Annotated in this window: 17 protein-coding genes; 6 read left to right on the top strand and 11 right to left on the bottom strand. The window is 62.4% G+C overall.

From position 1 onward, the window contains the following. Nucleotides 1–291: 291 nt before the first annotated feature. The gene (locus E8F20_RS10315; protein ID WP_280283634.1) at nucleotides 292–3999 is read left to right on the top strand and encodes a transporter substrate-binding domain-containing protein; all 3708 of its coding nucleotides are present in this window, start codon (nucleotides 292–294) and stop codon (nucleotides 3997–3999) included. Here the strand turns inward: E8F20_RS10315 and E8F20_RS10320 are convergent. Further along, on the bottom strand, nucleotides 3993–5189 hold the full coding sequence (locus E8F20_RS10320) for an EAL domain-containing response regulator (RefSeq protein ID WP_280283635.1): 1197 nt from the start codon (nucleotides 5187–5189) through the stop codon (nucleotides 3993–3995). The two genes, E8F20_RS10315 and E8F20_RS10320, sit on opposite strands and share 7 nt — an antisense overlap. Nucleotides 5190–5355: 166 nt before the next feature. Between E8F20_RS10320 and E8F20_RS10325 the strand changes: the two genes are divergently transcribed. Then, nucleotides 5356–5991, top strand: coding sequence for a response regulator transcription factor (locus E8F20_RS10325; RefSeq protein ID WP_280283636.1), 636 nt, complete (start codon nucleotides 5356–5358; stop codon nucleotides 5989–5991). Nucleotides 5992–6012: 21 nt separating this feature from the next. On the opposite strand, the gene E8F20_RS10330 is transcribed toward E8F20_RS10325, so the two are convergent. From E8F20_RS10330 to gbcA, 5 genes are all read right to left on the bottom strand, one after another. Continuing rightward, on the bottom strand, nucleotides 6013–8478 hold the full coding sequence (locus tag E8F20_RS10330; protein ID WP_280283650.1) for a fimbria/pilus outer membrane usher protein: 2466 nt from the start codon (nucleotides 8476–8478) through the stop codon (nucleotides 6013–6015). Nucleotides 8479–8692: 214 nt separating this feature from the next. After that, nucleotides 8693–9433 carry a molecular chaperone gene (locus tag E8F20_RS10335; RefSeq protein WP_280283637.1) on the bottom strand — a complete coding sequence of 247 codons (741 nt, stop codon included), beginning with the start codon at nucleotides 9431–9433 and terminating at the stop codon, nucleotides 8693–8695. Between the two features lie 73 nt (nucleotides 9434–9506). Continuing rightward, nucleotides 9507–10076, bottom strand: coding sequence for a fimbrial protein (locus E8F20_RS10340; protein WP_280283638.1), 570 nt, complete (start codon nucleotides 10074–10076; stop codon nucleotides 9507–9509). Nucleotides 10077–10561: 485 nt separating this feature from the next. Beyond that, nucleotides 10562–10882 (bottom strand): hypothetical protein, encoded by a 321-nt coding sequence (locus tag E8F20_RS10345; protein WP_280283639.1) that lies wholly within the window; start codon nucleotides 10880–10882, stop codon nucleotides 10562–10564. A gap of 503 nt (nucleotides 10883–11385) precedes the next feature. Beyond that, a complete protein-coding gene (gene gbcA / locus E8F20_RS10350) occupies nucleotides 11386–12675 on the bottom strand; it encodes a glycine-betaine demethylase subunit GbcA (protein WP_280283640.1) in 1290 nt (429 codons plus the stop codon). A 363-nt stretch (nucleotides 12676–13038) separates the two neighbouring features. Between gbcA and gbcB the strand changes: the two genes are divergently transcribed. Then, complete coding sequence (gene gbcB, locus E8F20_RS10355; protein ID WP_280283641.1) at nucleotides 13039–14142, top strand: glycine-betaine demethylase subunit GbcB; 1104 nt, start codon at nucleotides 13039–13041, stop codon at nucleotides 14140–14142. A gap of 294 nt (nucleotides 14143–14436) precedes the next feature. Beyond that, nucleotides 14437–15042 (top strand): glutathione transferase GstA, encoded by a 606-nt coding sequence (gstA, locus tag E8F20_RS10360; RefSeq protein ID WP_280283642.1) that lies wholly within the window; start codon nucleotides 14437–14439, stop codon nucleotides 15040–15042. Nucleotides 15043–15336: 294 nt separating this feature from the next. On the opposite strand, the gene fusA is transcribed toward gstA, so the two are convergent. Together fusA and E8F20_RS10370 are read right to left on the bottom strand one after the other, a co-directional pair. Then, nucleotides 15337–17430 carry an elongation factor G gene (gene fusA, locus E8F20_RS10365; protein WP_280283643.1) on the bottom strand — a complete coding sequence of 698 codons (2094 nt, stop codon included), beginning with the start codon at nucleotides 17428–17430 and terminating at the stop codon, nucleotides 15337–15339. A 769-nt stretch (nucleotides 17431–18199) separates the two neighbouring features. Beyond that, nucleotides 18200–19240, bottom strand: a complete 1041-nt coding sequence (locus E8F20_RS10370; RefSeq protein ID WP_280283644.1) for a low specificity L-threonine aldolase — start codon at nucleotides 19238–19240, stop codon at nucleotides 18200–18202. A gap of 206 nt (nucleotides 19241–19446) precedes the next feature. On the opposite strand from E8F20_RS10370, the gene E8F20_RS10375 reads away from it, so the two are divergent. Further along, a complete protein-coding gene (locus E8F20_RS10375; protein ID WP_280283645.1) occupies nucleotides 19447–19749 on the top strand; it encodes a hypothetical protein in 303 nt (100 codons plus the stop codon). A 101-nt stretch (nucleotides 19750–19850) separates the two neighbouring features. Here the strand turns inward: E8F20_RS10375 and E8F20_RS10380 are convergent, their stop codons facing one another. Genes E8F20_RS10380 through E8F20_RS10390 form a run of 3 tightly spaced genes read right to left on the bottom strand, consistent with a single transcriptional unit; the run spans nucleotide 19851 to nucleotide 21585 of the window. Continuing rightward, nucleotides 19851–20270 (bottom strand): thioesterase family protein, encoded by a 420-nt coding sequence (locus E8F20_RS10380; RefSeq protein WP_280283646.1) that lies wholly within the window; start codon nucleotides 20268–20270, stop codon nucleotides 19851–19853. 1 nt (nucleotide 20271) lies between these two features. Next, nucleotides 20272–21174 (bottom strand): alpha/beta hydrolase, encoded by a 903-nt coding sequence (locus E8F20_RS10385; protein WP_280283647.1) that lies wholly within the window; start codon nucleotides 21172–21174, stop codon nucleotides 20272–20274. Nucleotides 21175–21186: 12 nt separating this feature from the next. Beyond that, nucleotides 21187–21585 carry a thioesterase family protein gene (locus E8F20_RS10390; RefSeq protein WP_280283648.1) on the bottom strand — a complete coding sequence of 133 codons (399 nt, stop codon included), beginning with the start codon at nucleotides 21583–21585 and terminating at the stop codon, nucleotides 21187–21189. A 528-nt stretch (nucleotides 21586–22113) separates the two neighbouring features. Between E8F20_RS10390 and E8F20_RS10395 the strand changes: the two genes are divergently transcribed. Beyond that, nucleotides 22114–23468: L-serine ammonia-lyase (locus tag E8F20_RS10395; RefSeq protein ID WP_280283649.1), on the top strand; the 1355-nt coding region annotated here is incomplete at its 3' end.

Below are 23468 nucleotides of genomic sequence, written 5' to 3' on the forward strand. Positions count from 1 at the left end.
GGTCCAACTTTTCGGAAGCGTAGGAAGTCAAGTTGGCTTGCTCTGAAAACTTCTTCAGAATTGAGCAAGTTGTTCTTCGGACTACGCCGAGTACTGCGTACTAACTTTCACCAAGTTTGAAACGTGCCGCTCCGTCATAGGGGGCGACTCGAAGAAACCAGTGAATCTGCAGGCCGAGAAGTATATTGGTGGTTTTTCTTTTGATCGGTCGTTTAGGAACTTTCCTACAGGCTATGTAGGCGGCTTGCTTGCGATGGGCTCAGACGCTACACAGACGCCCTCTTTGAACTAATGTTCTGTCCTTTCAATCCCTCGACGCAGGCCGGCCAGGTGCCCATTCTTTCTATCTCCCGATCATTTGTGCGGCTCGACTGGATCGCATTTTGCCTGGCCCTGTTTGGCACCGGCGCCCACGCAGGGCAGGAGGTCCATCGTTTAGCCTTGTCCAGCCAACTGGTGGTCGACCAGCAGGACCTGGCCGTCACGGAAGAGGACTGGCACTGGCTGCGACAAAAGCGCGATCTGGTGCTGGGAGTGGCTGGCGATGGCACGGCTCCGCTCGAGATCATCCAGCGAGATGGCAGCTACGAAGGCATTGCCGCCGATACCGCAGCCCTTGTCGGGCAGTGGCTGGGGATGCGGATCACGCTGCGGCAGTATTCCGACCGTCCGGCCTTGCTTCGTGCCCTGGCTGACGGCGATATCGATCTGTTCGTGGGTGATGGGCAGGACGGCGAGGGACACGCGATTGCCCGCAGCCTGCCTTTCTCCACCGACCGGCTGGCCCTGTTTCGACGCTACGACGACGCGCGCACATTCCCCGCGGACCTCGACGGGCTGCGCATCGCGTTGGTGCCCGGCCACGACCAGTCGCTGGGCCAGCGCTTTCCTGGTGCGCAAGAGGTTGTCGCCAAGTCCGTGGAAGACGGCATGGCGGCCGTGGCATTCGGACAAGCCGACTTGCTCCTTGGCGATGTCGTGCCGGTGTACTTCCAGCTCAACCGAAGCTTCTACGGTCTGGTGAAGTTCGACCGCTTTATCGAGCACCCCGATGTCGGTGTCGCCTTCGTCCTGCGTGAGCGCGATCAGCGCCTGTTGCGTGGCATCGATGCCGCCCTGCGCGCGGTTGGCCGTGCACGTCTGGATGAGGTTTCGCGGCGTTGGGTGGGGAGCGGCCTGACACCGGTCGGCGAGCGGTTGCCGTTGTCCACGGAGGAGCAGCGCTGGATCGAACGCCATCCGTTGGTGCGCCTGGTGCTCGACGACGATCTGGCGCCCCTGGCGTTCTTCGACGACGACGGGCAATTCCGCGGCATCGCGGCTGATCTGTTGGAAGTGGCATCCCTGCGAACTGGCCTGCGATTCGAGGCTGTCAGCCGGGCTGGTGGCTTCGCCAAGCAGATCGACAGTCTGTTGAATGGGGACGCGGACCTTGCGATTCTCGCTGCCAGCAAGGATCGGGAGACGCATCTGCGCTTCTCCCGCCCCATTTCCAGCGTCCCTTTCGTGCTGGTGGCGCGCGCTGGCCCGGGCAGCTCTGCGCCGGTGCCCGGTAATGGCAGCGGCCTGCGGCTCGCGCTGGGAAAGGGCAATGTCGCCCAGGCAGAAATGAAAGCGGCCTACCCCGGCATGCAAGCGGTGGATGCTGACTCCTACCTGGATGCGATGAACCTTGTCTCGGCCGGGCGGGCCGATAACGCTCTGGTTCCTGTGACCACGGCGCGCTACTACATCACGCGGCTTTTCCCCGGGCGTCTGGTGATCACGGGCCTGGCCGGCATTGAGCCGGTAACCGCCAATTTCGCCGTGCGCCGTGCCGATACTGAGTTGCACAGCATCCTCGACAAGACCCTGGCCAGCCTTGCGCCGGATGAGTTGAATGCGATTTCCAACCGCTGGCGTGGCAACCCGGGGATGAGTCCGCAAACCTGGCGGGATTACGGCACGCTGATCCAGCGCATCGTCATTGGTGCGGTGCTGGTGCTGCTGCTGGTACTGGGTTGGGTTCTCTATTTGCGTCGAGAAGTACACCTTCGCAAGACCGCGGAACGGCAGCTGAATGACGAACTGCGCTTCATCGAGACGCTGACAGACAGCATGCCGCCACCGCTTTATGTGCGGGATAGCGAAGGGCGCCTGCTGTCCTGCAATCGCAGCTACCTGTCCAGCGTTGGACTTGAGTTGGCGCAGGTGCGTGGGCTGACGGTGGAAGCGCTGCCCGTCGAGTGTTTCGAATCCGCACCGGAGTTCTCGCAGCTCTATCGCCAGGCGATGGCGGAAGGCCGGATGCTCCAGGGCGTGCGCTCGGTGTCTCTGAATGGACGGACACGCTGGATCGATCACTGGGTCCAGCCCTTCCAGGACTCCACCGGCGTCGTGAAGGGTGTTATCTGCGGCTGGCTCGATATCACCGAGCACCGGCAACTGGTACAGGAGCTGGAAGCGGCGAAGAACCTGGCCGATGAGGCCAGCCGTGCCAAGACCACTTTCCTGGCAACCATGAGTCACGAAATCCGCACGCCGATGAACGCGGTGATCGGCATCCTCGAGCTCGCCCTCAAGCGCGCGGGGGAACAGCCCATCGACCGCTCGAGCATCGAGGTCGCCTATGGTTCGGCACGCAGTCTGCTGGTGCTCATCGGCGACATCCTCGACATCGCTCGTATCGAATCCGGTCGCCTCAGCCTTGCGCCGCAGCGGGCCAATCTGCGTGAACTGGTGGAGTCCGTTGCGCGCGTGTTCGATGGCTTGGCACGACAGAAGCGGTTGAACCTGGTCCTCGATATCGACTCCAGCATCCAGGGCGATGTGCTGGTGGACAGCATGCGTTTCAAGCAGATCTTGTCGAACCTGGTCAGCAATGCGATCAAGTTCACCCGCGAGGGTAGCGTCCGCTTGCAGATTCATGGTGAAGGCACGGAGCCCGGCCTGTTGAGTGTGAGCCTCAGTGTCGAAGACACCGGCATCGGTATCTCCGAGGAGGACATGAGCCGGTTGTTCCGCCCGTTCGCCCAGGTGGAGCGTGGCTACCGCCAGACGGAAGGCGCGGGGCTGGGGCTGGTTATCTGCCGTTCGCTCTGCGAAATGATGGGCGGGCGTCTGACGCTCACCAGTTCCCCCGGCAAGGGCACGCGGGTTGATGTGGAGCTTCGCTTGCATCGCCTTGACCCGGCCGCGGAACCCGTCGCCACCGTGGCTGCGCACGTGCAGTCACAGCGCCGGCTTTGCGTGCTGGTGGTGGATGATCACCCGGTGAACCGGCAGATTCTCGCCCAGCAGCTGGGCTTCCTCGGGCATGACGTCGTGGAGGCTGAGAACGGCGATGAAGCCCTGGCATTGTGGCAGACCCGGCATTTCGATGTGGTGGCCACCGATTGCCACATGCCGCGCATGAGTGGTGCAGAGCTCGCGCGTGCCATTCGCAACGATGAGCGCGAGCGACCTGGTGCCCCGACGCTGATTCTAGGGTTGACTGCCGACGCCCAGCCCGAGGAAGTCGCGCGGGCCATTCAGGCGGGCATGGACGACTGTGTGATCAAGCCCATCGGCCTCGATGTGCTGGAGGAGAAGCTGCGTGCCGCGTCGGGCAGTGCACCGACGATCGAGGACCGATCACCTGCTGTGCATGAGGATGGCGCGAGCGAAAGCGCACTGTTCGACCTGACCCCGCTTGCGCCCCTGACCGGTGGTGATCCGGTGCTGATTCGCAACCTGGTCAACGAGCTGCTGGAGACCAATCGTCGTGACCTGAAACCGCTGCAAGACCTGGCCAATCAGGGTGATGTGCCGAATTTGCTGGAACTTGCGCACCGGCTCAAAGGTGCTGCCCGGGTGGTCAAGGCTACGCCGCTGATCGCGGCCTGTGTGAATCTGGAACAGACCTGCAGAGCGCCGACGCTGGAGCCGGAGGCGTTGCAGGAAACCGCTGAGGCGCTGCGACAGGCGATGCTGGAGTTGGAGCGGGCGCTGGCGGCGCGGATAGCGGTAGACGATCAGTGAGACCCAGCGGTGAATGTGCTCGACAGCAGGGTGCAGAAATCGTCGCGGTTCTGTGGGCGGGCAAAGAGGTAGCCCTGGGCCACCCGGCAACCAAGCGACAACAGTCGTTCGCGCTGCTCGGCGGTTTCCACTCCTTCCACGACCAGCGCCATGTCCATGGCATCGGCCAGCGCAACGGCGCTGCTGATGATGGCGCCGTTGCGGGGCTGATTGATCAGTTTGCGGACAAAGGCCGCGTCCAGTTTGATTTGGCTGAAGGGCAGTTCGCAGAGCCGGTCGAGCGAGGAGTAACCGGCGCCGAAGTCGTCCATGGCCAGGCCGCAGCCCAGCAGGCGCAGCCTCACCAGGCTTTCCAGGCTAGCCGCCGGGGCTTCCAGCAGGCCAGTTTCGGTGAGTTCGAAGGTCAGGCCCTCGCCAGGCAACCCGGCGCCTGCCAGGGCTCTTCCGACGTGGTCGGCGAGGTCCTGGTCGCTCAATTGCTGGGGCTGGAGGTTGAAGGCGAGGTTCACGCGTTGTCCGTGGCGGGCAAGATCCTGCTGCAGCGTGAGGCCTTGCGTGAGGAGCTGCCAGAACAACCGGTCGATCAGCCCATGGACCTCCATGGCCGGCAGGAACTGGGAAGGAGGGAGCACGCCGCGCTGTGGATGACGCCAGCGGGCCAGGACTTCAGCACCCTGCATCGCCTCGCTCTCAAGGTGGAATTTTGGCTGGAACCAGGCTTCGAACTCGCCCTGCTCGAGGCCTCGAAATATCTCGTCCAGGCTTGGTGGATCGATGAACTCCAGATTGCGCGCGGTTTCGAGTGGCGGCGGTGTATGCCGCTCAATCAGGTTAGCGGCGCGGCCCATATCGAAGGGTTTGCCCAGATCCCCCAGGAAATTCAATCCCAGGCAGCGGATCATGGAGATCGTCGCCTGGCGCAACTCAGGCTCTACCTCGCTGCTGAGAATGACCGAGCGGACAGTGCCCGCCTGGCTGGCATGGCGCAGGAAGGCCAGTCCATCCATGCCCGTCATGCGCAGATCGCAGAGCACGATGTCGACGCCACCGCAGGCATCCAGTCGGGCCAGGGCCGCGGCGCCGTCAGCGGCTTCATGTATCTGTTCGAACCCCAGTTGCCGCAAGCCAGTCACTGCGATCAGGCGCTGGAATGGTTCGTCTTCCAGAACCAAAATGCTGAAGTTTTTCATGGTGGGCTCGACAGGGATTGGGAGAGCAGCCAAGTTACTGAGGACGAAGTACCCTCAGCTAGGCGTCTCTTCCTGCGGGAGTGTAGGAAATTTCATCGGCATCCGATTCGGGGCCGTAATCAAGGGCAGCGCCAATGGCGCCGGCCCCACTGGATTCGAGGTTGCAATGAGAAGTGCGCTGATCGTCGATGATCATCCTGTCATCCGTATGGCTGTCCGCATGTTGCTGGAACGCAACGGGATGGACGTCGTTGGCGAGGCGGACAATGGTGTCGACGCCATGCAGCTAATCCGCCAGCACGAGCCGGATATCGTCATCCTGGACATCGGGATTCCGCGTCTCGATGGGCTCAATGTCATCTCGCGAATTCGCGCATTGGGGCTCGATAGTCATGTGCTAGTGCTTACGTCCCAGCCGGCGGAGAGTTTTTCCCAGCGCTGCTTCCTGGCGGGCGCCAAGGGGTTTGTCAGCAAGGAAGAGGATCTGCAGCACCTGCTGACCGCCATCAACGCTATCAGTGCCGGCTTCACCGTTTTCCCCTCCAGCACGTTGAATGGCGGCCAGTTGCCTAGCCTCAGCGAGGGCGAACTGGTCGAGCGTCTGTCCAACCAGGAGTTGATGGTGCTCCAGTACCTGGCAACGGGACTTTCCAACAAGGAAATCGGTGAACGGATGCTGCTCAGCAACAAGACCGTCAGCACCTACAAGACCCGCATCCAACAGAAGCTGAACTTGGGGTCCCTGCTGGAGTTGATTGAGTTCGCCCGGCGCAACGACCTCACGGCACGCCGGGAGGGCTAACGATTCGCTTGACCCAGCCCCTTAGCCCTGACAACTGAGACGGTAGCGCTCGTAGTTGGAGAGCTTGTCCTGCGGTGGGAGCGCGTAGGCTGCGGAACACTGGTTGCCGCTCCACTTGATGGTCAGTGTGGCCTGCTCCTCTTCGACCAGAGCCAGAGCCCGGCCGCTCGGGTCTGAGATGGCGAGCTGCTTGCCGCTGGCATCCTCCAGCGAAGCGCCAAACGGAATCGGTTTACCCAGGCTGTCGAACAGCTGGAACTGGACGCGGCGACCCTTTTTCCCTTCAAAGCGCGCCAGCACAATGGCACCACGCCGTGGCACAACCTGTTGGGTCGCGTTGTCGATCTCGATGTCGCCGCCAAGGTTGCGTGTATCCAGAGTGACCCAGTTGACCCGATAGGGTTGGGCGTTGGGGACAATTGCATAGCCGTTGTAGCCAGTGCTTGCACCGCTGTAGCTACTGATGCCAACACCTGGAGTGTCGGGCACTTCCGCCAATGCGAACGTTTCGCCCACCGGCTGGCCCAGGTTGATACCGCCCGCATGGGCCACCAGCGAACCCGCCACTGAAAGGCTCTCCGACCTATAGTCGCGTCCTTTGCTGTAGCCCAGGGAAACGTCCGCCATCGAGGTACGACCCATCAGGGTGGCCGAGGCCGCGCCGCCGGTGCCGCTGTTCCTGCTGCCTTGCACCGAATAGGACAGGTCGTTCTCATCCGACAGGTAACCGTTCACCCCCAGCTGTGAACTGTCGCTGTCCTTGCGGTGGGAGGTCGACGCGTAAGCTCTCGGCGCGCGTGGCTTCGAACCCAATGGGAAGGACACGGACAGGTTGAATTGAGTGTCGTTGTTCGAGGGGGTGGCGCCGCCGATGTTGCGGGACTGGCTAACGCTGAAATTGTAGCTGACGTCACGCCAGCCATTGGAGTAGCCGGCGGAATAGCTACGCGAACCGCCGCGGTTCCAGTAGCGCTCGTCGCTGGCGTTGACGTAGAGGTTGCCGTACTTCTGGGCACCGAGGGTTTGACTGACGGTTAGGTCGGTGCGGATTTTCGAACGGCCATAGGTGGCTGGAAGGCCGCTGCTGAGTTCCTGCACATGATCGGAAAGCGTCCGGTATCCCTCGGTGGAGTATCGATAGGCCGCCAGGGTAAAGCTGGTGTCGGTACCCGTGAACGTCTTGGCATACAGGGCTCGCAAACTGTTCCCGCGTGCGGAAAGGCCCTGCACTCGACTCGCTGAGTGGGTCAGGTCGACTGATACGGCTCCGAGAGAAGTGTTACGACCTGCACCGACCGACACGGCGTTGAAATTCTGGGTTGCCTGGGCTCCGACGATGCCGGTGAAGTTACTGCTCAGACCGTAGGTGAGGGTTGTGCTGACGAATCCAGGCGTGTTCTGGTCATCACTGTTGCTGTTGAACTGACCGGCCGAAAGGCTGTATTTCAGTTGGCCTTCCCGGACCATGGTGGGCAGGCTGGAGAAGGCTTGCAGGCTTACGCGGCGGCGACCATCCGCCTCGATGATGGTGACTTCGAGATCGCCGTTGGAGCCGGTGGGGAAGATGTCGCTGATCTCGAATGGACCCGGCGACACGTTGGTTGAATAGAGGATGTAGTCGTTCTGGCGGATCTCGACCGTCGCATTCGTCTCCGCCACGCCGCGGATGACCGGCGCATAGCCGCGCTCGCTGTCCGCCCGCATGCCTTCGTCCGACGCCAGCTTGATGCCGCGATAGCGCACGCTGTCGAACAGATCGGAATCCGAATAGATCTCGCCCAGGGTGAATTGCCCCTTTAGCCGGGTGACATCGTGCTGGAGATAGGTGCGATTGCTCTTGAAGGTATTCCGTTGCCCGGTGCCTGTCCGGAAGTTGGACTCGTTGCGCAGACGCCAGGAGCCGAGGTTGATGCCGTTTCGCAGCCCCAGGTTGTTGGAGGTTTGTCGGCCGTAGCTGTCGCGGTTCCGGTAGGTGTTGAGCTGATAGTTGACGAACGCGGCATTGACACCGTTGTCCCACAGCGCTGGGTCAACGTAGCCGCGCCGTCCACGGAGCATCGCGATCTGTGGAATGCTGGCGTTCAGGCGCAAGCGCGTCGAGTCGTAGCGCAGCACTGCCTGATCGATCAGTGAGGCCAGATCGTAGCAGGCGTCAGCGACTTCCGGATCGAGCCTCCCCTGTTCCATCAGTTTGGCGATATCGATGCCCAGTAGTTGAAGAAGGTCGAGGTTCAGGCACGCTTCGACGACACCTGTCTGTGGATTGCGCCGAAAGTCCACGTCCTTGCGACCAGCCAGCACTCCGTTGTTGTAGAGGTCCACTCGATAGTTGCCCGGTAGGACGCTGTTTGTCTGCAGCAGTTGCTGCAGGTCCACGGCTGAAGGGGCGCCTTTCAGGAACGTGGTGTTGAACGATTCGATCTGCAAGGCTTCAACCGGCTGCGGTTCGGGATGTTCGGTGCCGAAGGACAGCGCAGGAAGTGCCATGGAAATGGCTAGCGCGAGTCCGTTGGGGCGCTGCGTCGATGGGGCTTGCTGCCGGGTTGCTGCCAACCGCGCGCGCGCTCCGTCGGTTTGACAGGGCAGATTGCTCATTTCTCAATGCCTGAAGAAGCCTGGTCTACCCCCGGCAGCACGCTTGGTGAGATGCACGAAAGAGCACCACCTGAAAGGGCAAAGTCAGGGAGTTGGGGATGGGCCGTTAAGAAGTCCGGTCGTTGCGCTTTGCTGCAGTACTGGCGGAACCACCGACCGGAAGACGTGCGGAGTAAGGGACCTGCGCCCCATAGTCGTTAATGCTGGAGAACGTCAGATCGATCGTGCCTGCGGGAACCGCACGCTTAATGGGGAAGGCTTTCTCTTCGCCTGGCGCAACCATCGTGGACTCGACGGCTACTTCGCTTCCGAGTTTCAGATCACTCATGGATACGTGGTACTTGCCGGGATTTCGCACCCGCAGCTCGGTCTTGCCTGCCTGGGACACCAACTGCCATTGCAGTTCCTCTGGAGCCTGACTGGCTTCTCCTGCAAGACCTGCCGGGCGGAAGAACACCTTGATGCGTTGGCGTACTGCCAGTTGCAGCTTGTTATCGCCAGCACTGGACTGGGGAATTTCCTGGACATTGAGCCACACGACGGATTCCCGGTCGGTTGGCAAGCCGCTGCCTTCGTACAGGATGCGCAGCAACTGTTGGTCGTTTGCCGGTACTCGGGCCAGAGGTGGGGCAACGGCGAAGGGGGGAGGAGTTTCCGAGTCGTTTCCGCTATCGAGCCAGGACTGGATCAGTACTTCCTGGCCGCTGTTGCGGACCGTGATGCTCGCCTCTTTGTTGGGGCTGTTGAAAACGATGCGCGTGGCGTTCAGGGATATTCCCGCGTAAGCGTGGGAGGCCAGCATCAGGCTCAGAGCGCCCAGGCAAGCGGAGATTGTGTGACGGAGCATAGGTTTTACCAACGGGAACCAAGGAGGTGGCGAGGCCAGTTGGCCTCGCCAGTCTTCAGGGGCGCAGTACGGCTTATTCGTACTGCAGGGTGAACGGCAGGGTCGCGTTACCGCTACCCGCGGTGGCGGTGGTTGGGTCGGCGGTGGTGACGTAGGCGGCGGCGAAGTTCAGGACTGCATCGCCGCCGTTCAGGTTGCCTTCGATCTTGGCGGTGGCAGGGGCGCTCAGGTCGATGATCTGGCCTTCGCTGTTGAGCAGGGCGATACCGACGTTCTTGGCGGAGTTGATGCCGGGATTCAGGGCCAGGACCTGCTTGCCCGGCACTACGCCGGAGCCGGAGCGGGCGTCGAACAGCATCGAGACCTTGGTGCCTGCGTTGCAGTTGACGTTCAGGTTGAAGTTGGCGGCGCCCAGGCGGCCGGCGTTCGGTGCGGTGTCGGTGCCCATGTCCTTGATGGAGACGTTGCCCAGGTCTACGGCAATGGCTTTTTCACGGCCGGTGCTGCCGTCAACCGAGCAGGCGTCGTTGTTGATTATGCCGGTGAAGTTGATCTGGCCCTGACCAGCATCGGTGGCGGCGAAGGCGGAACCGCTGGCGGCGATGACGGACATGGCGAGGAACGCGAGGGAGAGCTTTTTCATTCTTTACTCCAGGATAAATTGATCACGAAAAGTGCTGCACCGAAATGCCCAGCCACGATAATCATCTGTGTGTTTTGGGTATATCGGACCAAGTTATTGGATCTGTAAGGAATGGCCGACGTGAGCGGTAGCCCGTTTCTTGATGGTTCTTCCAGGCCCCGATTGACGGGGGGGAAGCGAAGCGGCTGGGCGGGATGAAAGTATTGCCAATGCTGGAGCTACGTGGGTTTTGGCGATCCTTTCGGACGCAATGCCGCGATCGAGGGAAGGCGGGGTAACCGCGCCCTGACCCATGTGAAAGGGTGGTTGATCACGCTGGTGGAATCAGCTGGCTACCAAGGGTTGGCCCGCCCTCGCACCCGGTGATGTAGAGAGCTGGTGCCAACACTTCGTGTTGGGCACTTGCCTGGCTGGCCACGGGAAGCGTCAGGTTCCGCTCCTCATGCCGGGCAGAAATGGCGCTATCCCGTGGCGGCCTCGTCCTTTTAGTTGAAGGTCACCACGACCACCCTGCCGCGGACCGTTGTGCTCGATCTGGCAGCGACTTCATGGGTGCTGATGGAGGACGTATCGGCGATCCCGGCGCACACACTGCTTGAGGCCGGAACGGCGCCAGCGTTCCTTGGGCTGCTGCCGTCGGAACGACCGGTATGCCGGTACCAGTCGGCCGTTGAATAATCACACGGAGCCCTATTGATACTTCCTACAAAGTGAATGACCCCGTGGATCGTCTTTTCTTCTGTGGCGTGGGAAACCGCTGAGAGTGCGGTCAGCACAAGAGAAATAACTATCAGGATTGTTTTCATGATTTGACTCTCCTTCTGACTTAGGGTCAGTAAAAATCAGAAGGCTCTTACCTTCCACATCCTGGGCGTCCGGTTTTTCTGTAGGAATTATGTCCTTGTCTGAAGGAGCCTCGCATTTCTCGGACGATTCCTATGCGGAATGTGTACTTTTCCTCAATTCATTCTGATTAGGAAAGTTCCCACATCCGCTCTCTCGCGATGACGGGGCATCATTGAGAGTTTTCCCAAAACTATCTGGAGGCGTTTTCTGTCAGACATTCGCCGCTGGCACATCGCTCCGGGTTCTTTAAGGCAAAAAAAGCCCCCGCTGGAGCCGACATCCCAGCGGGGGCGAGGGTGGTCCTTGAAGGACCTCAGTGTGAGCGTTCGGACCAGGCCTTGAGCAAGCTCGAGGCCAGTCCATAAAGCGTCAGGAGGATGGCGAAGCCGAGGCAGGTGGACATGGCTGTTCCCCCAGCGCCACGAGGTCGGTCGAAGCCGCCTCGTGGCACTCCCTGGATGGATTACTCGTTGACTTGGCGCAGCTTGGTGGCCGGGGTGTCTCCGAGGTTGTTGAGTACGCGTTCGCTGTACCAGTCGAGGAAGTTGATCACACCGAACTCGTAGGTCTTGGAGTACGGACCGGGCTGGTAGGCGGTGGAGTTGATGCCGCGCTGGTTCTCTTCGGCCAGGCGACGGTCCTGATCGTTGGTCGCATCCCAGACTTCACGCAGTCGGGCAACGTCGTAGTCCACACCCTCAACCGCGTCCTTGTGCACCAGCCATTTGGTGGTGACCATGGTTTCCTGGGCGCTGATGGGCCACACGGTGAATACGATCAGGTGATCGCCCATGCAGTGGTTCCAGGAGTGCGGCAGGTGGAGGATGCGCATGGAGCCCAGGTCCGGGTTCTTGATGCGGCCCATGAGTTTCTTCGAGCCCTGCTTGCCGTCCATGGTCATGGAGACAGTGCCGTCGAGCAGGGGCATGCGCACGATGCGGTTGCGCAGGCCGAAGCTGGCGTGGGCGTAGGGGATCTTCTCCTCGTCCCAGGCCTTGGTGCAGGCGGCGACCTGATCCTTGAACGCCTGGCTGGCGCGTGGGTCGGTGACGTCGTCCCATTCCAGCAGGGTCTTCAGCAGTTCCGGGTGCGAACCATTGCAGTGGTAGCACTCGCGGTTGTTCTCGATCACCAGCTTCCAGTTGGCCTTTTCCATCAAGGTGGTCTGTACCGCCACCTTGGTGTTCTCCATGTCGTAAGGCTCCATGTAGTGAGCCAGGGTGGCGAGGAAATCGTCGATGGCCGGCGGGTTCTCGGCCAGCGAAATGAAGATGTAGCCGCCAGCGGTTTTCACGTTGACCGGCTTGAGGCCGTATTCCTTCATGTCGAAGTCGGCGCCCATCTCGGTGCCGGCGAACAGCAGGCGGCCGTCCAACTCGTAGGTCCACTGGTGGTACGGGCAGACCAGCTTGGCAACCTTGCCCTTGTCACTGACGCACAGGCGCGAGCCACGATGGCGGCAGACGTTGTGGAAGGCATGCACCTGACCTTCGGCGCCACGGATGACGATGATCGGGTTGTCGCCGATCTGCAGGGTCAGGTAGTTGCCCTTGGCGGGGATTTCGCAGGTCATGCCGGCGATCAGCCACTCCTTGTGGAAGATCTCCTGCATGTCGATCTGGAACAGGCGCTCGTCGTTATAGAACGGCTGCGGCAGGGAGAAGCTGTGGTCGCGTTCGCGGAGCATGTCGGCCGTGGCCTTGCGTGCGGGTTCAAGCGGATCGCCCAGGCTCAGGGTGGAAGTGACGTCCATCGGTAACTCCTCAATGGCTGGTCGCGTTCGCGACCGCCGCAATAAGTGGCTGGTTCGGTTGTCACGCAAGGCGGCGTGACCTGCCCTCGTTTCTCGCCTGCCGATTGGCTGCCCTGCTGCGGGTGCGAGGGTGGTTCGCTCAAATGCCTTATGGTTCGGCTGGAGCTGAGTGTGCTGGCGCGCAGAGGTACGACCTTATCCACGGGCGACATAGGAACATCCGTTTCCGACGCGCAAGCCCCGGTGGTTGCTGGCAGGTCGCGATGAGCATGTGAATGTCGCGGACAGGTAAATGGGCCGTTTTTGCGTTATTCACAATCCGCCACATTAGGCCGATATCCGGCCACGCGCGGAGCAGCGTCCATGACGAACAATTTCCTCAATCCCATCACGACCCAGACCTGGACCAACGGCCGGCACATGGTTCGCTGCGTCAAGGCGATCCAGGAAACCTGGGACGTGCGCACCTTCTGTTTCATGGCCGACCAGCCGATGGTGTTCTTTTTCAAGCCTGGGCAGTTCGTGACCCTGGAGCTGGAGATCGACGGCCAGCCGATCATGCGCTCCTACACCATCTCCAGCTCGCCCTCGGTGCCCTATAGTTTTTCCCTGACCATCAAGCGTGTGCCCGGCGGCAAGGTGTCCAACTGGCTGCACGACAACCTGAAAGAAGGGGATGTGATCCCGGTGCACGGCCCGGTGGGCCTGTTCAACGCCATCGACTTCCCGGCGGAGAAGGTGCTGTTCCTTTCCGGCGGTGTCGGCATTACGCCGGTGATGTCCATGGCGCGCTGGTTCTTCGACACCAACGGCGCGGTAGACATGATCTTCGTCCACAGCGCGCGCACACCGAAGGACATCATTTACCACCGCGAGCTGCGCCACATGGCTTCGCGCATCAACAACTTCAAGCTGCACCTAATCTGCGAGAAGTACGAAATCGGCGAAACCTGGTCCGGTTATCGCGGCTACCTGAGCCGCGCGATGCTCGACTTGATCGCCGGTGATTTCATGGAGCGCGAGATCTTCTGCTGCGGCCCGACCCCCTACATGGCGGCGATCAAGCGCCTGCTGGAAGCGGCCGGCTTCGACATGAAGCGCTATCACGAAGAAGCCTTCGGCCCGACGCCGCCGGAAATCCGTGCAGAAGTTAATGAGCATGCCGCCGAGGCGGCCGAAGCGGCCGCCGAAGTACCGGCTGGCGATATGAATCTGGTGGAGTTCACCGGCACCGGCAAGAGCATTCGCATCGCTCCCGGCGAGACCGTGCATTCGGCCGCCGCCAAAGTAGGACTGCATATTCCCAAGGCCTGTGGCATGGGCATCTGTGGTACCTGCAAAGTGATGAAGACCGCTGGCGAGGTGGAGATGGAGCACAACGGTGGCATCACCGACGAAGATGTCGCCGAGGGTTACATCCTTTCCTGCTGCAGCATTCCCAAGGGCGACGTGGCCATCGACTACTGATGGTTTTCTGAGCATCTCTCGCCAGCCCGCGCCCCCCGCGGGCTGGCGCCATCTGTCCACAGCTTGTGGGCGTAGCGGTGCACAGTTGCTGTGCGCAACTCTCTGAATTTGCAGAAAAAATAACCAAACCTCGGCAGGTTCCGCAGGCCGCGGCCAGGCGCCAGGGACGAACAGCTTGTCCACAGGCTGGTCCACTGTTCGTGGGGGCAACCCCCGCTATGCTTGTCCGGACGCTTCATCCACTGGCGCGCTGCCTGCGCCAGTCCCTTGCGACCTGCCTGAGGTGCCCATGCGATGAAACTCTACTATTCCCCCGGAGCCTGTTCCCTCGCCGTGCATATCGTCCTGCGCGAGATCGGCAAACCCTTCGCCCTGGAAAAGGTCGACCTGGGTGCCCACAAGACAGCCGCCGGCGATGACTACTACCGCAGCAACCCCAAGGGCTATGTGCCCTTGCTGGAGCTGGACAACGGCCAGACGCTGACTGAAGTGCCGGTGATCTGCCAGTACCTGTGCGATCAGGCCGGCCGCACCGATCTGATGCCGGCCGCTGGCTCGCTGCTGCGCTACCGCGTCATGGAATGGCAGGCGTTCATCAACAGCGAGGTGCATAAGTCGTTTGGCGCCCTGTTCAACCCGGCGCTGGACGAAAAAGCCAAGGCGACCTACGCAGGAATGGTGCACCGGCGCCTGCAGTGGGTGTCGGAGCAACTGCGTGGCCGGCAGTTCCTCACCGGTGACGACTTCACCGCAGCGGATGCCTATCTGTTCACTGTGACCAACTGGGCGGGCTTCCTGAAAATGGATATCTCCGACTGCCCTGAGCTCCTGGAATTCCAGGGGCGCGTGGCGAGTCGTCCGGCTGTGCAGGAGGCGCTGAAAGCGGAGGGGTTGGTCTGAGTGGCAGTTTCATTGGGGGGGCGAATTCAATGGCTCTGACTGCATGACGAGTTGCAAGCAGCAGTATTGCCCGTAGGCGCTGGCTTGCCGGCGAATGGCTCCGTTTCGCTGGCAAGCCAGCTCCTACAAGGTTTTTGGCCCGGTGGTAATTCTCTCGCTACAAGCTAATGCAGACAGAGTGAGGTCATTCGCCAAGGTCGGCGTAGCTGCCCCCTGGTATTTCAAGGGGCAGGCCTGTGGCAGGCATTGCCATTGAAATCGCCCCCACAAAGAAACGCGCATCCACCTTCTGGTTCAATCCTCTTCCTGCACCGCCTTGTAGGTTCCTGCCAGTTTCTGCTGCACATCCTGTGGCGCGGGGCTGTAGTGGCTGAGAACCATGCTGAAGGCGCCGTGGCCCTGGGTGATGGCCTTGAGTCGCCCGGCGTAGCCGTCCAGCTCAGCCAGGGGCACCTGGCCGAAGACCAGGGCCAGGCCCTGGGACAGGGACTCGGTCCCGGTCACCTGGCCGCGGCGGCCGATCAGGTCAGTGGTGATATCACCCAGATTCGCCTCCGGCGCCGTCACTTCGACGGTGACTACGGGTTCCAGCACGACCTCGCCGCCCGCGCGCAGGGCGTCGAGCATGGCCTTGCGTCCGGCGGCCTGGAAGGCGATGTCCTTGGAGTCCACGGGGTGGTGTTTGCCGTCGTGTACTGTGACTTTGACATCCTGCACCGGAAGCCCGGCCAGCGGCCCGCAGGCCAGTACCGAGCGGACGCCCTTCTCCACCGAAGGGATGAACTGGGAAGGGATCACGCCGCCCTTCACTTCATCGATGAAGGTAAAGCCACTGCCCCGGGGTAATGGCTCGACGCGCAGGAACACCTCGCCGAACTGGCCCGCACCGCCGGTCTGCTTCTTGTGCCGGCTGTGGCCCTCGGCAGGGCGCGTAATAGCTTCTCGATAGGGGACCTTGGGTGGGCGGGTCTCCACCTCCACCTTGTACGACCCGGTGATGCGGTCCAGCAGGTAGCGCAGGTGCAGTTCGCCCATGCCGCGCAACACGGTCTCCTGGGTGGAGGCCTGGTAGTCGAGTTTCACGCAGGGGTCTTCGGCTTGCAGGCGGTTCAGCACTTCGGCAATGCGCTGCTCGTCGCCACGGCGCTTGGCCTCGATGGCAAGGCCCTGCATGGGCGCTGGGAAATCCAGGGCCTTGAGGTGGATCTGGTCCTCGTCGTGGGAATCGTGCAGCACCGAGTCGAACTCCACGTCGTCCACCTTGGTCAGGGCGCCGAAGTCGCCCGGTATCAGCCGGGTCACTTCCTCATGGCGCTTGCCTTGCAGGCGTAGCAAATGGCCGAGCTTGAAGGGTTTGCGGCCGTCGCCGACGAACAGTTGCATGTCCCGCGCCAGGGTGCCCTGGTGCACCCGGAAGATGCCGAGCTTGCCCACGAAAGGATCGATTACCACCTTGAACACGTGGGCCAGCACATGTTGCTGCGGGTCAGGCCGGGAGCGGAAGGCCTTGGCGTCCGCTCCCTCGCCCTTGAGAAAGAGCGGTGGGTTGCCCTCGGTGGGGTTGGGCGCCAGGCGCGCGAGGATATCCAGTAGCTCGGCCACCCCGGCGCCGGTGCGTGCGGAGGTGAAGCACAGGGGGATCAGGTGCCCTTCACGCAGGGCCCGCTCGAAGGGCTCGTGAAGTTCCTCCGGGGCGATCTCGCCCTGTTCCAGGTAACGGGCCATCAGGTCTTCGTCGACTTCCACCACCTGGTCCACAAGCGCCTGGTGTGCGTCGGCCACGGAAGAGAAGTCGGCTTCGCCGGCAGGTGTGAAGAAGCAATCCACCACGCGGCTGGCGTTATCGGCCGGCAGGTTGAGCGGCAGCACTTCCTTGCCGAAGACCTCGCGCAGATTGGCCAGCAGGGCCGGCAGGTCCACCCGCTCGGCGTCGATCTTGTTCACCACCAGCATTCGGCACAGCCCGCGCTCGGCCGCCATGGCCATCATTCGGCGGGTGGTGAGCTCGATGCCGTTCTGCGCATTGACCACGACCAACGCGGTTTCCACCGCAGCCAGGGCGGCGATGGACTGGCCGATGAAATCCGGGTAGCCGGGGGTGTCGATCAGGTTCAGCTCGGCGTCGGCGTGGCTGCAGTGGGCCAGGGCCGAGGCGAGGGAGTGGCGGTATTCGCGCTCCAGCGGGTCGAAGTCGCACACCGTGTCGCCGCGCTCCAGGGTGCCGGCGTTGGGGATGGCGCCACTACGGTGCAGCAAGGCTTCCGTCAGGCTGGTCTTGCCGCTGTCGCCGTGGCCGACCAGGGCGATCGTTCGAATGGATTCCACCGAGTAGTTCGCCATGAGTACCTCCGCGCGCTGGGGTGTTTCCAGTATAGGCAGGCGCGCCATGGCTGCTCCGGATGCTCGGGTTTTGCCGCAACGTATTGATATTGATCGAAAAATGTACGAGATCCGCTAAGCCGCGCCGTTTCTGGCGCTGCAAGGGCTCTGTACAGCTTATGCACAGAAGACTCCACTGGCTTTGTGAGTAAAAGTGCGGTTTTCCACTGTTAGAGATGACGTGCAGGCCGCCCAATGGGAATAAATACCGGTCGAGCGACAACTGATCGATGCTCTGTACAGCCCGTGTTTACTGCGTCCGGTTGATTTACAAACGGCTTTTCCACAGGGATATGCACGGATTGTGTGCGCAAGTTTTTGGCGGGCAGGTCCTTTTGTGCATCAAATTGGCGGGACGCCAGGAATGACGGGGCCTGAGCTATACAGCGGCATCAACAGCATTTCCACAGGATTATCCACAGTGCCAGGGGGTAATCGTGGTGGCGCGGGGTGATGGTTAATAAGTGATCAGGTTGATGTGCCTCACGTGGGACGAGGGCTACAGGCTGTTTTCCACAGCTTGTGTACCTTTCGCTACACAGAATCTGTGTGGAAGAAGAGCCAAGTTATTGAAATAGATCAGGAAATATACAGAGCGCGGGAAGCCGCGGACGGCGTGGCCTGCAGCGGTGGCTCTACAGATTGTCCACAGGTTGGTCCACGGAAAACGGGGGTAAAGCGAAGATAAGGAGTGGCGGAAAGAAACCTGTCGGCGCAATAGGGCAGCTGCGCTGCCCTTGGTGAATGAATTCGCCCCTAAGTTGGTTCAAGGCGTGGATCAGGTACCCATCGCCGCGCGGATATCCACGGCCAATTCACGAACCCGATCCATTTCGGTATCCCAGGAGCACATGAAGCGGGCACCGCCGGCGCCAATGAAGGTGTAGAAGCGCCAGCCCTTGGCGCGCAGGTACTCCAGCGCCGGTTCGGACATCTGCAGGAACACGCCGTTGGCTTCCACCGGGAACATCAGGCTGACGCCGGGCACGTCGCTCACCAGTTCCGCCAGCAGTTGTGCACAGGCATTGGCGTGCCTGCCGTAGTGCAGCCAGGCGTCGTCTTGCAGCAGGCCCACCCAGGGTGCGGCGAGGAAGCGCATCTTCGAGGCCAGTTGGCCGGCCTGTTTGCAGCGGTAGTCGAAGTCCTCGGCCAGGTCGCGGTTGAAGAAGAGAATGGCCTCGCCTACCGCCATGCCGTTCTTGGTGCCGCCGAAGCAGAGCACATCCACCCCGGCCTTCCAGGTCAGGTCGGCCGGCGAGCAGCCGAGGAAGGCGCAGGCATTGGAGAAGCGCGCACCGTCCATGTGCAGGTTCAGGCCCAGCTCCTTGCACACCTGGCTGATGGCGCGGACTTCTTCGGGGCGGTAGACGGTGCCCACTTCGGTGGCCTGGGTGAGGGTGACCACGCGGGGTTTGGGGTAGTGGATATCTTGGCGTTTCAGGGCGATCTCGCGGATTGCCTCGGGGGTCAACTTGCCGTCGGTGGTCCTGGCCAGCAGCAGCTTGGAGCCGTTGGAGAAGAACTCCGGTGCGCCGCATTCGTCGGTCTCGACGTGGGCTGTCTCGGAGCAGATCACGCTGTGGTAGCTCTGGCACAGGGAGGCCAGGGCCAGGGAGTTGGCGGCGGTACCGTTGAAGGCGAAGAAGACTTCGCAGTCGGTCTCGAACAACTGGCGGAAATGGTCGGAGGCGCGGGCCGTCCACTGGTCTTCGCCATAGGCGCGCTCATGGCCGCGGTTGGCCTCGGCCATCGCGGCCCAGGCCTCCGGGCAGATACCGGAGTAGTTGTCGCTGGCGAATTGCTGGGTCTGGTCGGTCATGTCCTGGTCCTTCTGTCCGTTCGCCTGCAGGCACAGGCGTATGGAGGCTAACTTTACGCCAGGTTTGACGCGCGGGATTCGCTCGAGGCGACATCCTTTTCTGCCAGCGGCGCCTGGTCAGGAATCGGGAACTCAACCCTCACAAGGCACCTCAGAATCCTAGAGCGCGCTTCAAGGCGACGCCCCACCCAGGAAGGAGAACCGCCATGCGTTACGCAACCCTGATCGCCCTGTTCGTTCCCGCCCTGATCGGCTTGCCGGCTGTTGCCGCCGAGTGGCCCAGCGGCGAGCGCGACCACTTCATCCAGGAGTGCAAGACCAGCGCCCAGGCCAGCATCGCGCAGGACAAGCTGCAGCGGTACTGCAGTTGTGCGGCCGACCAGGTCAGCAGCGAGTTCAGCAGCACCGAGCTGGAAACGTTGAAGGACCAGAAGACCCCACTGCCTGAGCAGACCCACCAGCGCCTGCTGAAAGTGTCCCAGGCCTGCCTGAGCCAACTGAACGGTTGATCAAAATTCGATCGGTCGTCGGCAGGCCAGGCAACACGCGGGCTGTGCGGCCGATCCCACAGTTTGTCCACAGGACCGTCCACGCTTTATGGGGATAGACCTCAGTCGGCCGGTTGCCAGGCGGCGGCACGCTCGCGGATATCGGCGGGAAAGGCCCGCGCGCGGCGCGCCAGGGTGTCCAGGTGAACGCCCACCAGGGTGGTGACGGCGGCGATCTCGCCGGTTTCGTCGTTGCGCATCTCATGACGGAAGCGGATCGACTTCTCCTTCATCTCCAGCACCTGGGAGCGGATGGATACGACATCGCCTGCGTGCAACTCGCGGCGGTATTCGATCTGCTGTTCCACCGCCGCCATGCCGGCGTTCTCCTCGCGCAGGCGCGACGGTGCCAGGCCCAGCAGGGTGAAGAGCTGCCAGGTGGCCTCGTCGAACTTGCCGACGTACCACATCACGTTCATGTGGCCCATGTGGTCGCAGTGCCAGGGATAGACCGCGCCGCGATAGGTGAAGGTGTCGCTCATGTCAGGCTGCCTCGTTCTGCTTGGAGTGACTGAAATCCGCCAGCACCTGGGGGAACTGGTTGATCGCGATGGAGAGATGGCCTTCCTGTGGATAACTCCGCAGGTGCGCTTGTGGCAGCCGTGCCTGCAGGTGGCGGCCCATGACCGCCGGTACATGGCGATCCTGGCCGCTCTGATAGAGGTGCACCGGCACCGGGATCTCCTCCAGGGCGAAGTGGCGGGGTGAGGCGATCAGTGCGGCTTCCGTGCAGGCACCGCGGATGCCCTGGCGATAGGCTTCGGCGAGAAACGCCGCGAAATCCCCGGCGGCCTCCGGGGCGGCTGCCAGCAATTGGCGGTCCGGTTCGGCCAGCAGACCGGCCAACGCCTTTACCGCCCGTTCCGGGTTATGCCTGAACAGCAGGCTGTCCAGCGCCAGGAGCGGACTGGCCAGCCCGGGATGGACGCGGGCCAGGCCGAACATCAGCTTGAGTGCCGGCAACTGCGCCGTGCGCAGTTCGGGGATGTCCATTGGTCCCATGCCGGCCAGCAGCCCGACGTAGTCCAGCCGCTCACCCATCTGATGGGCACAGGCCAGCGCATAGGGGCCGCCACAGGACACCCCGAGCACGCCGAAGCGCCGGTGGCCGAGGGTATCGGCCATGAACGCCACATCCTCGGCCCAACCGAGGATGCTGCGACCAGCCTGGTAGTCGGACCAGCCGAAACCGGGCCGATCCGGCGCTACCAGGCAGACGTCGGCCGCCAGGGCTTGCTCATGGTGCAGCGCGGCTTGCAGGCGACTGCCGGGAAAACCGTGGAAGTAGTACAGCGGGCGGCCTTCGCTGGCGCCGTAGAGCTGGTAGGCCAGGGTGCGGCCGTCTGGCAGCCGCAAGCGCCGGGGCCGGGCATCGGGTCGTGTCATGGGGAATTCGGTTCAGCGTTGGTTGCGGGAATGGGCCCCGGCGAGCAGCCGGTCGGTGGCGACGATGGCGCGGCTGTGCTGGCCCTCGCCAATCAGGCCGCCCTCGTCAAAGGCTTCGACCTTGAACAGGTAAAGCTTGCCTTCCTGACCGAGGAAGGTGGCGCGGGCCGATACGCGGACGCCCACCGGGGTGGCGCCGAGATGGCGGATATCCACACCGACGCCCACCGAGAGCTGGCCGTCCTGCAGCAGGGGACGCATGCAGCGCGATGCCGCCAGCTCCATCAGGGCGATCATGCGAGAGGTGGCGAACACCTCGGGGAAATCGTCGTCAGGGGAAACGGGCAGGGCCTTGGCGGTGTCGCTGGGCAGGACGATGAAATCAGCCTCTGCCTGGGTGCCGGGATTCATGGGGCGGGTCTCCGTTGTTCTTGTGACTTGAACGTTAGCCTGGGTTTCAGGCTGCTCATAATTTGAACGGAAACTTTTATACCAGCAGCCAAAGCCCGGGTTGGCGTGGGTTACAAAATTTAAGCGTGTGTTTAATTTCTCCCAAGCTGTGCATTTACTGATCAGTTCCGGCAGAGGCCCCGGCCACCGGGCCCCTGGCCGGACGCTCACATCTTATCCACAAGCCCCTGCACAGATTCTGGGGGCAGCTCTTTCCGCAAGTGGCTGAAATAGCTCAAGAATTGACCATTCGGCTGGAAGCGGCGCAGTGCCTGGGGCGGGGCGGTAGCTCTACAGCTTATCCACAGCATGATCCCCGACTTCTGTGGGTGAGGCGGTGGAGGGGTGCATTTTCGGGTCGGATACGGACAGATTTCCCCGGCGTTGGATCGGGAGAATCGCCGTAGGGAAGGGCAGGTCTGCGGCCCGCATCGCGAATGATTTCGCTCCCACCTATTGCTCCTACATTGCCTCAATCGGGGAACCGGCATGGCTATCAGCGTGTTCGACCTGTTCAAGATCGGTATCGGCCCTTCCAGCTCGCACACCGTGGGCCCGATGCGGGCGGCGGCGCTGTTCGCCACGGCGCTGCGCGAGCGCGGCCTGCTGGAGCAGGTGCGACGGGTCGAGGTGCGCCTGTATGGCTCGCTGTCGGCCACCGGCGTTGGCCACGGCACCGACCGCGCCACCCTGGTGGGGCTGATGGGCGAATGGCCGGACCGCGTCGACCCCAAGCAGATCGCCCCGCGCATCGAAGCGCTGCAGGCGTCCCGCGAACTGCTGCTGGACGGCAGCCACCCGGTGGTCTTCGACTGGTCGCGCGACCTGCTGCTGCTGGACGAGAACCTGCCCTACCATCCCAACGCCATGACCCTGATCGTCGAAGGCGAAGGCGGTGAACTGCACCGCGACACCTACTACTCCATCGGTGGCGGTTTCGTGGTCGACGAAGCCCAGGCCAAGTCTGGGCAACTGGACCAGGACCACACCGAACTGCCCTACGACTTCTCCAGCGCCGAAGAACTGCTGGAGCTGTGCCAGCGGCACAACCTGCGCATTGCCGAACTGATGCTGGCCAACGAAAAGGCCTGGCGCAGCGAAGCGGAGATTCGCGCCGGGCTGCTGAAGCTCTGGGACGCCATGCAGGAATGCGTGACCAACGGCCTCGGCCACGAAGGCATCCTGCCCGGCGGGCTGAACGTGCGCCGGCGCGCCGCCAAGCTGCACCGCAGCCTGCAGGAGCTGGGCAAGCCCAACGTCATCGGCTCGACCATGAGCGCGATGGAATGGGTGAACCTCTACGCCCTGGCGGTGAACGAGGAAAACGCCGCCGGCGGGCGCATGGTCACCGCGCCTACCAACGGTGCGGCGGGGATCATCCCGGCGGTGCTGCACTACTACATGCGCTTCAACCCCGAGGCCAGCGAAGACGACGTGGTGAACTTCTTCCTCGGGGCGGCGGCCGTCGGCATCCTGTGCAAGAAGAACGCCTCGATCTCCGGTGCCGAAGTCGGTTGCCAGGGTGAAGTCGGTTCGGCGTGCGCGATGGCGGCGGCGGGCCTGGCGGAAGTGCTGGGAGCGACGCCGGCGCAGCTGGAGAACGCGGCGGAGATCGGTCTGGAGCACAACCTGGGGCTGACCTGCGACCCGGTGGGCGGGCTGGTGCAGGTGCCGTGCATCGAGCGCAACGCGATTGCTGCGGTGAAGGCGATCAACGCGGCGCAGATGGCACTGCGCGGCGACGGCGAGCACTTCATCTCGCTGGACCGGGTGATCCGCACCATGCGCGACACCGGCGCCGACATGCACGACAAGTACAAGGAAACCTCCCGCGGCGGTCTGGC

The organism is Pseudomonas sp. BN415, assembly GCF_029871195.1.
Taxonomy (GTDB): Bacteria; Pseudomonadota; Gammaproteobacteria; order Pseudomonadales; family Pseudomonadaceae; genus Metapseudomonas; species Metapseudomonas resinovorans.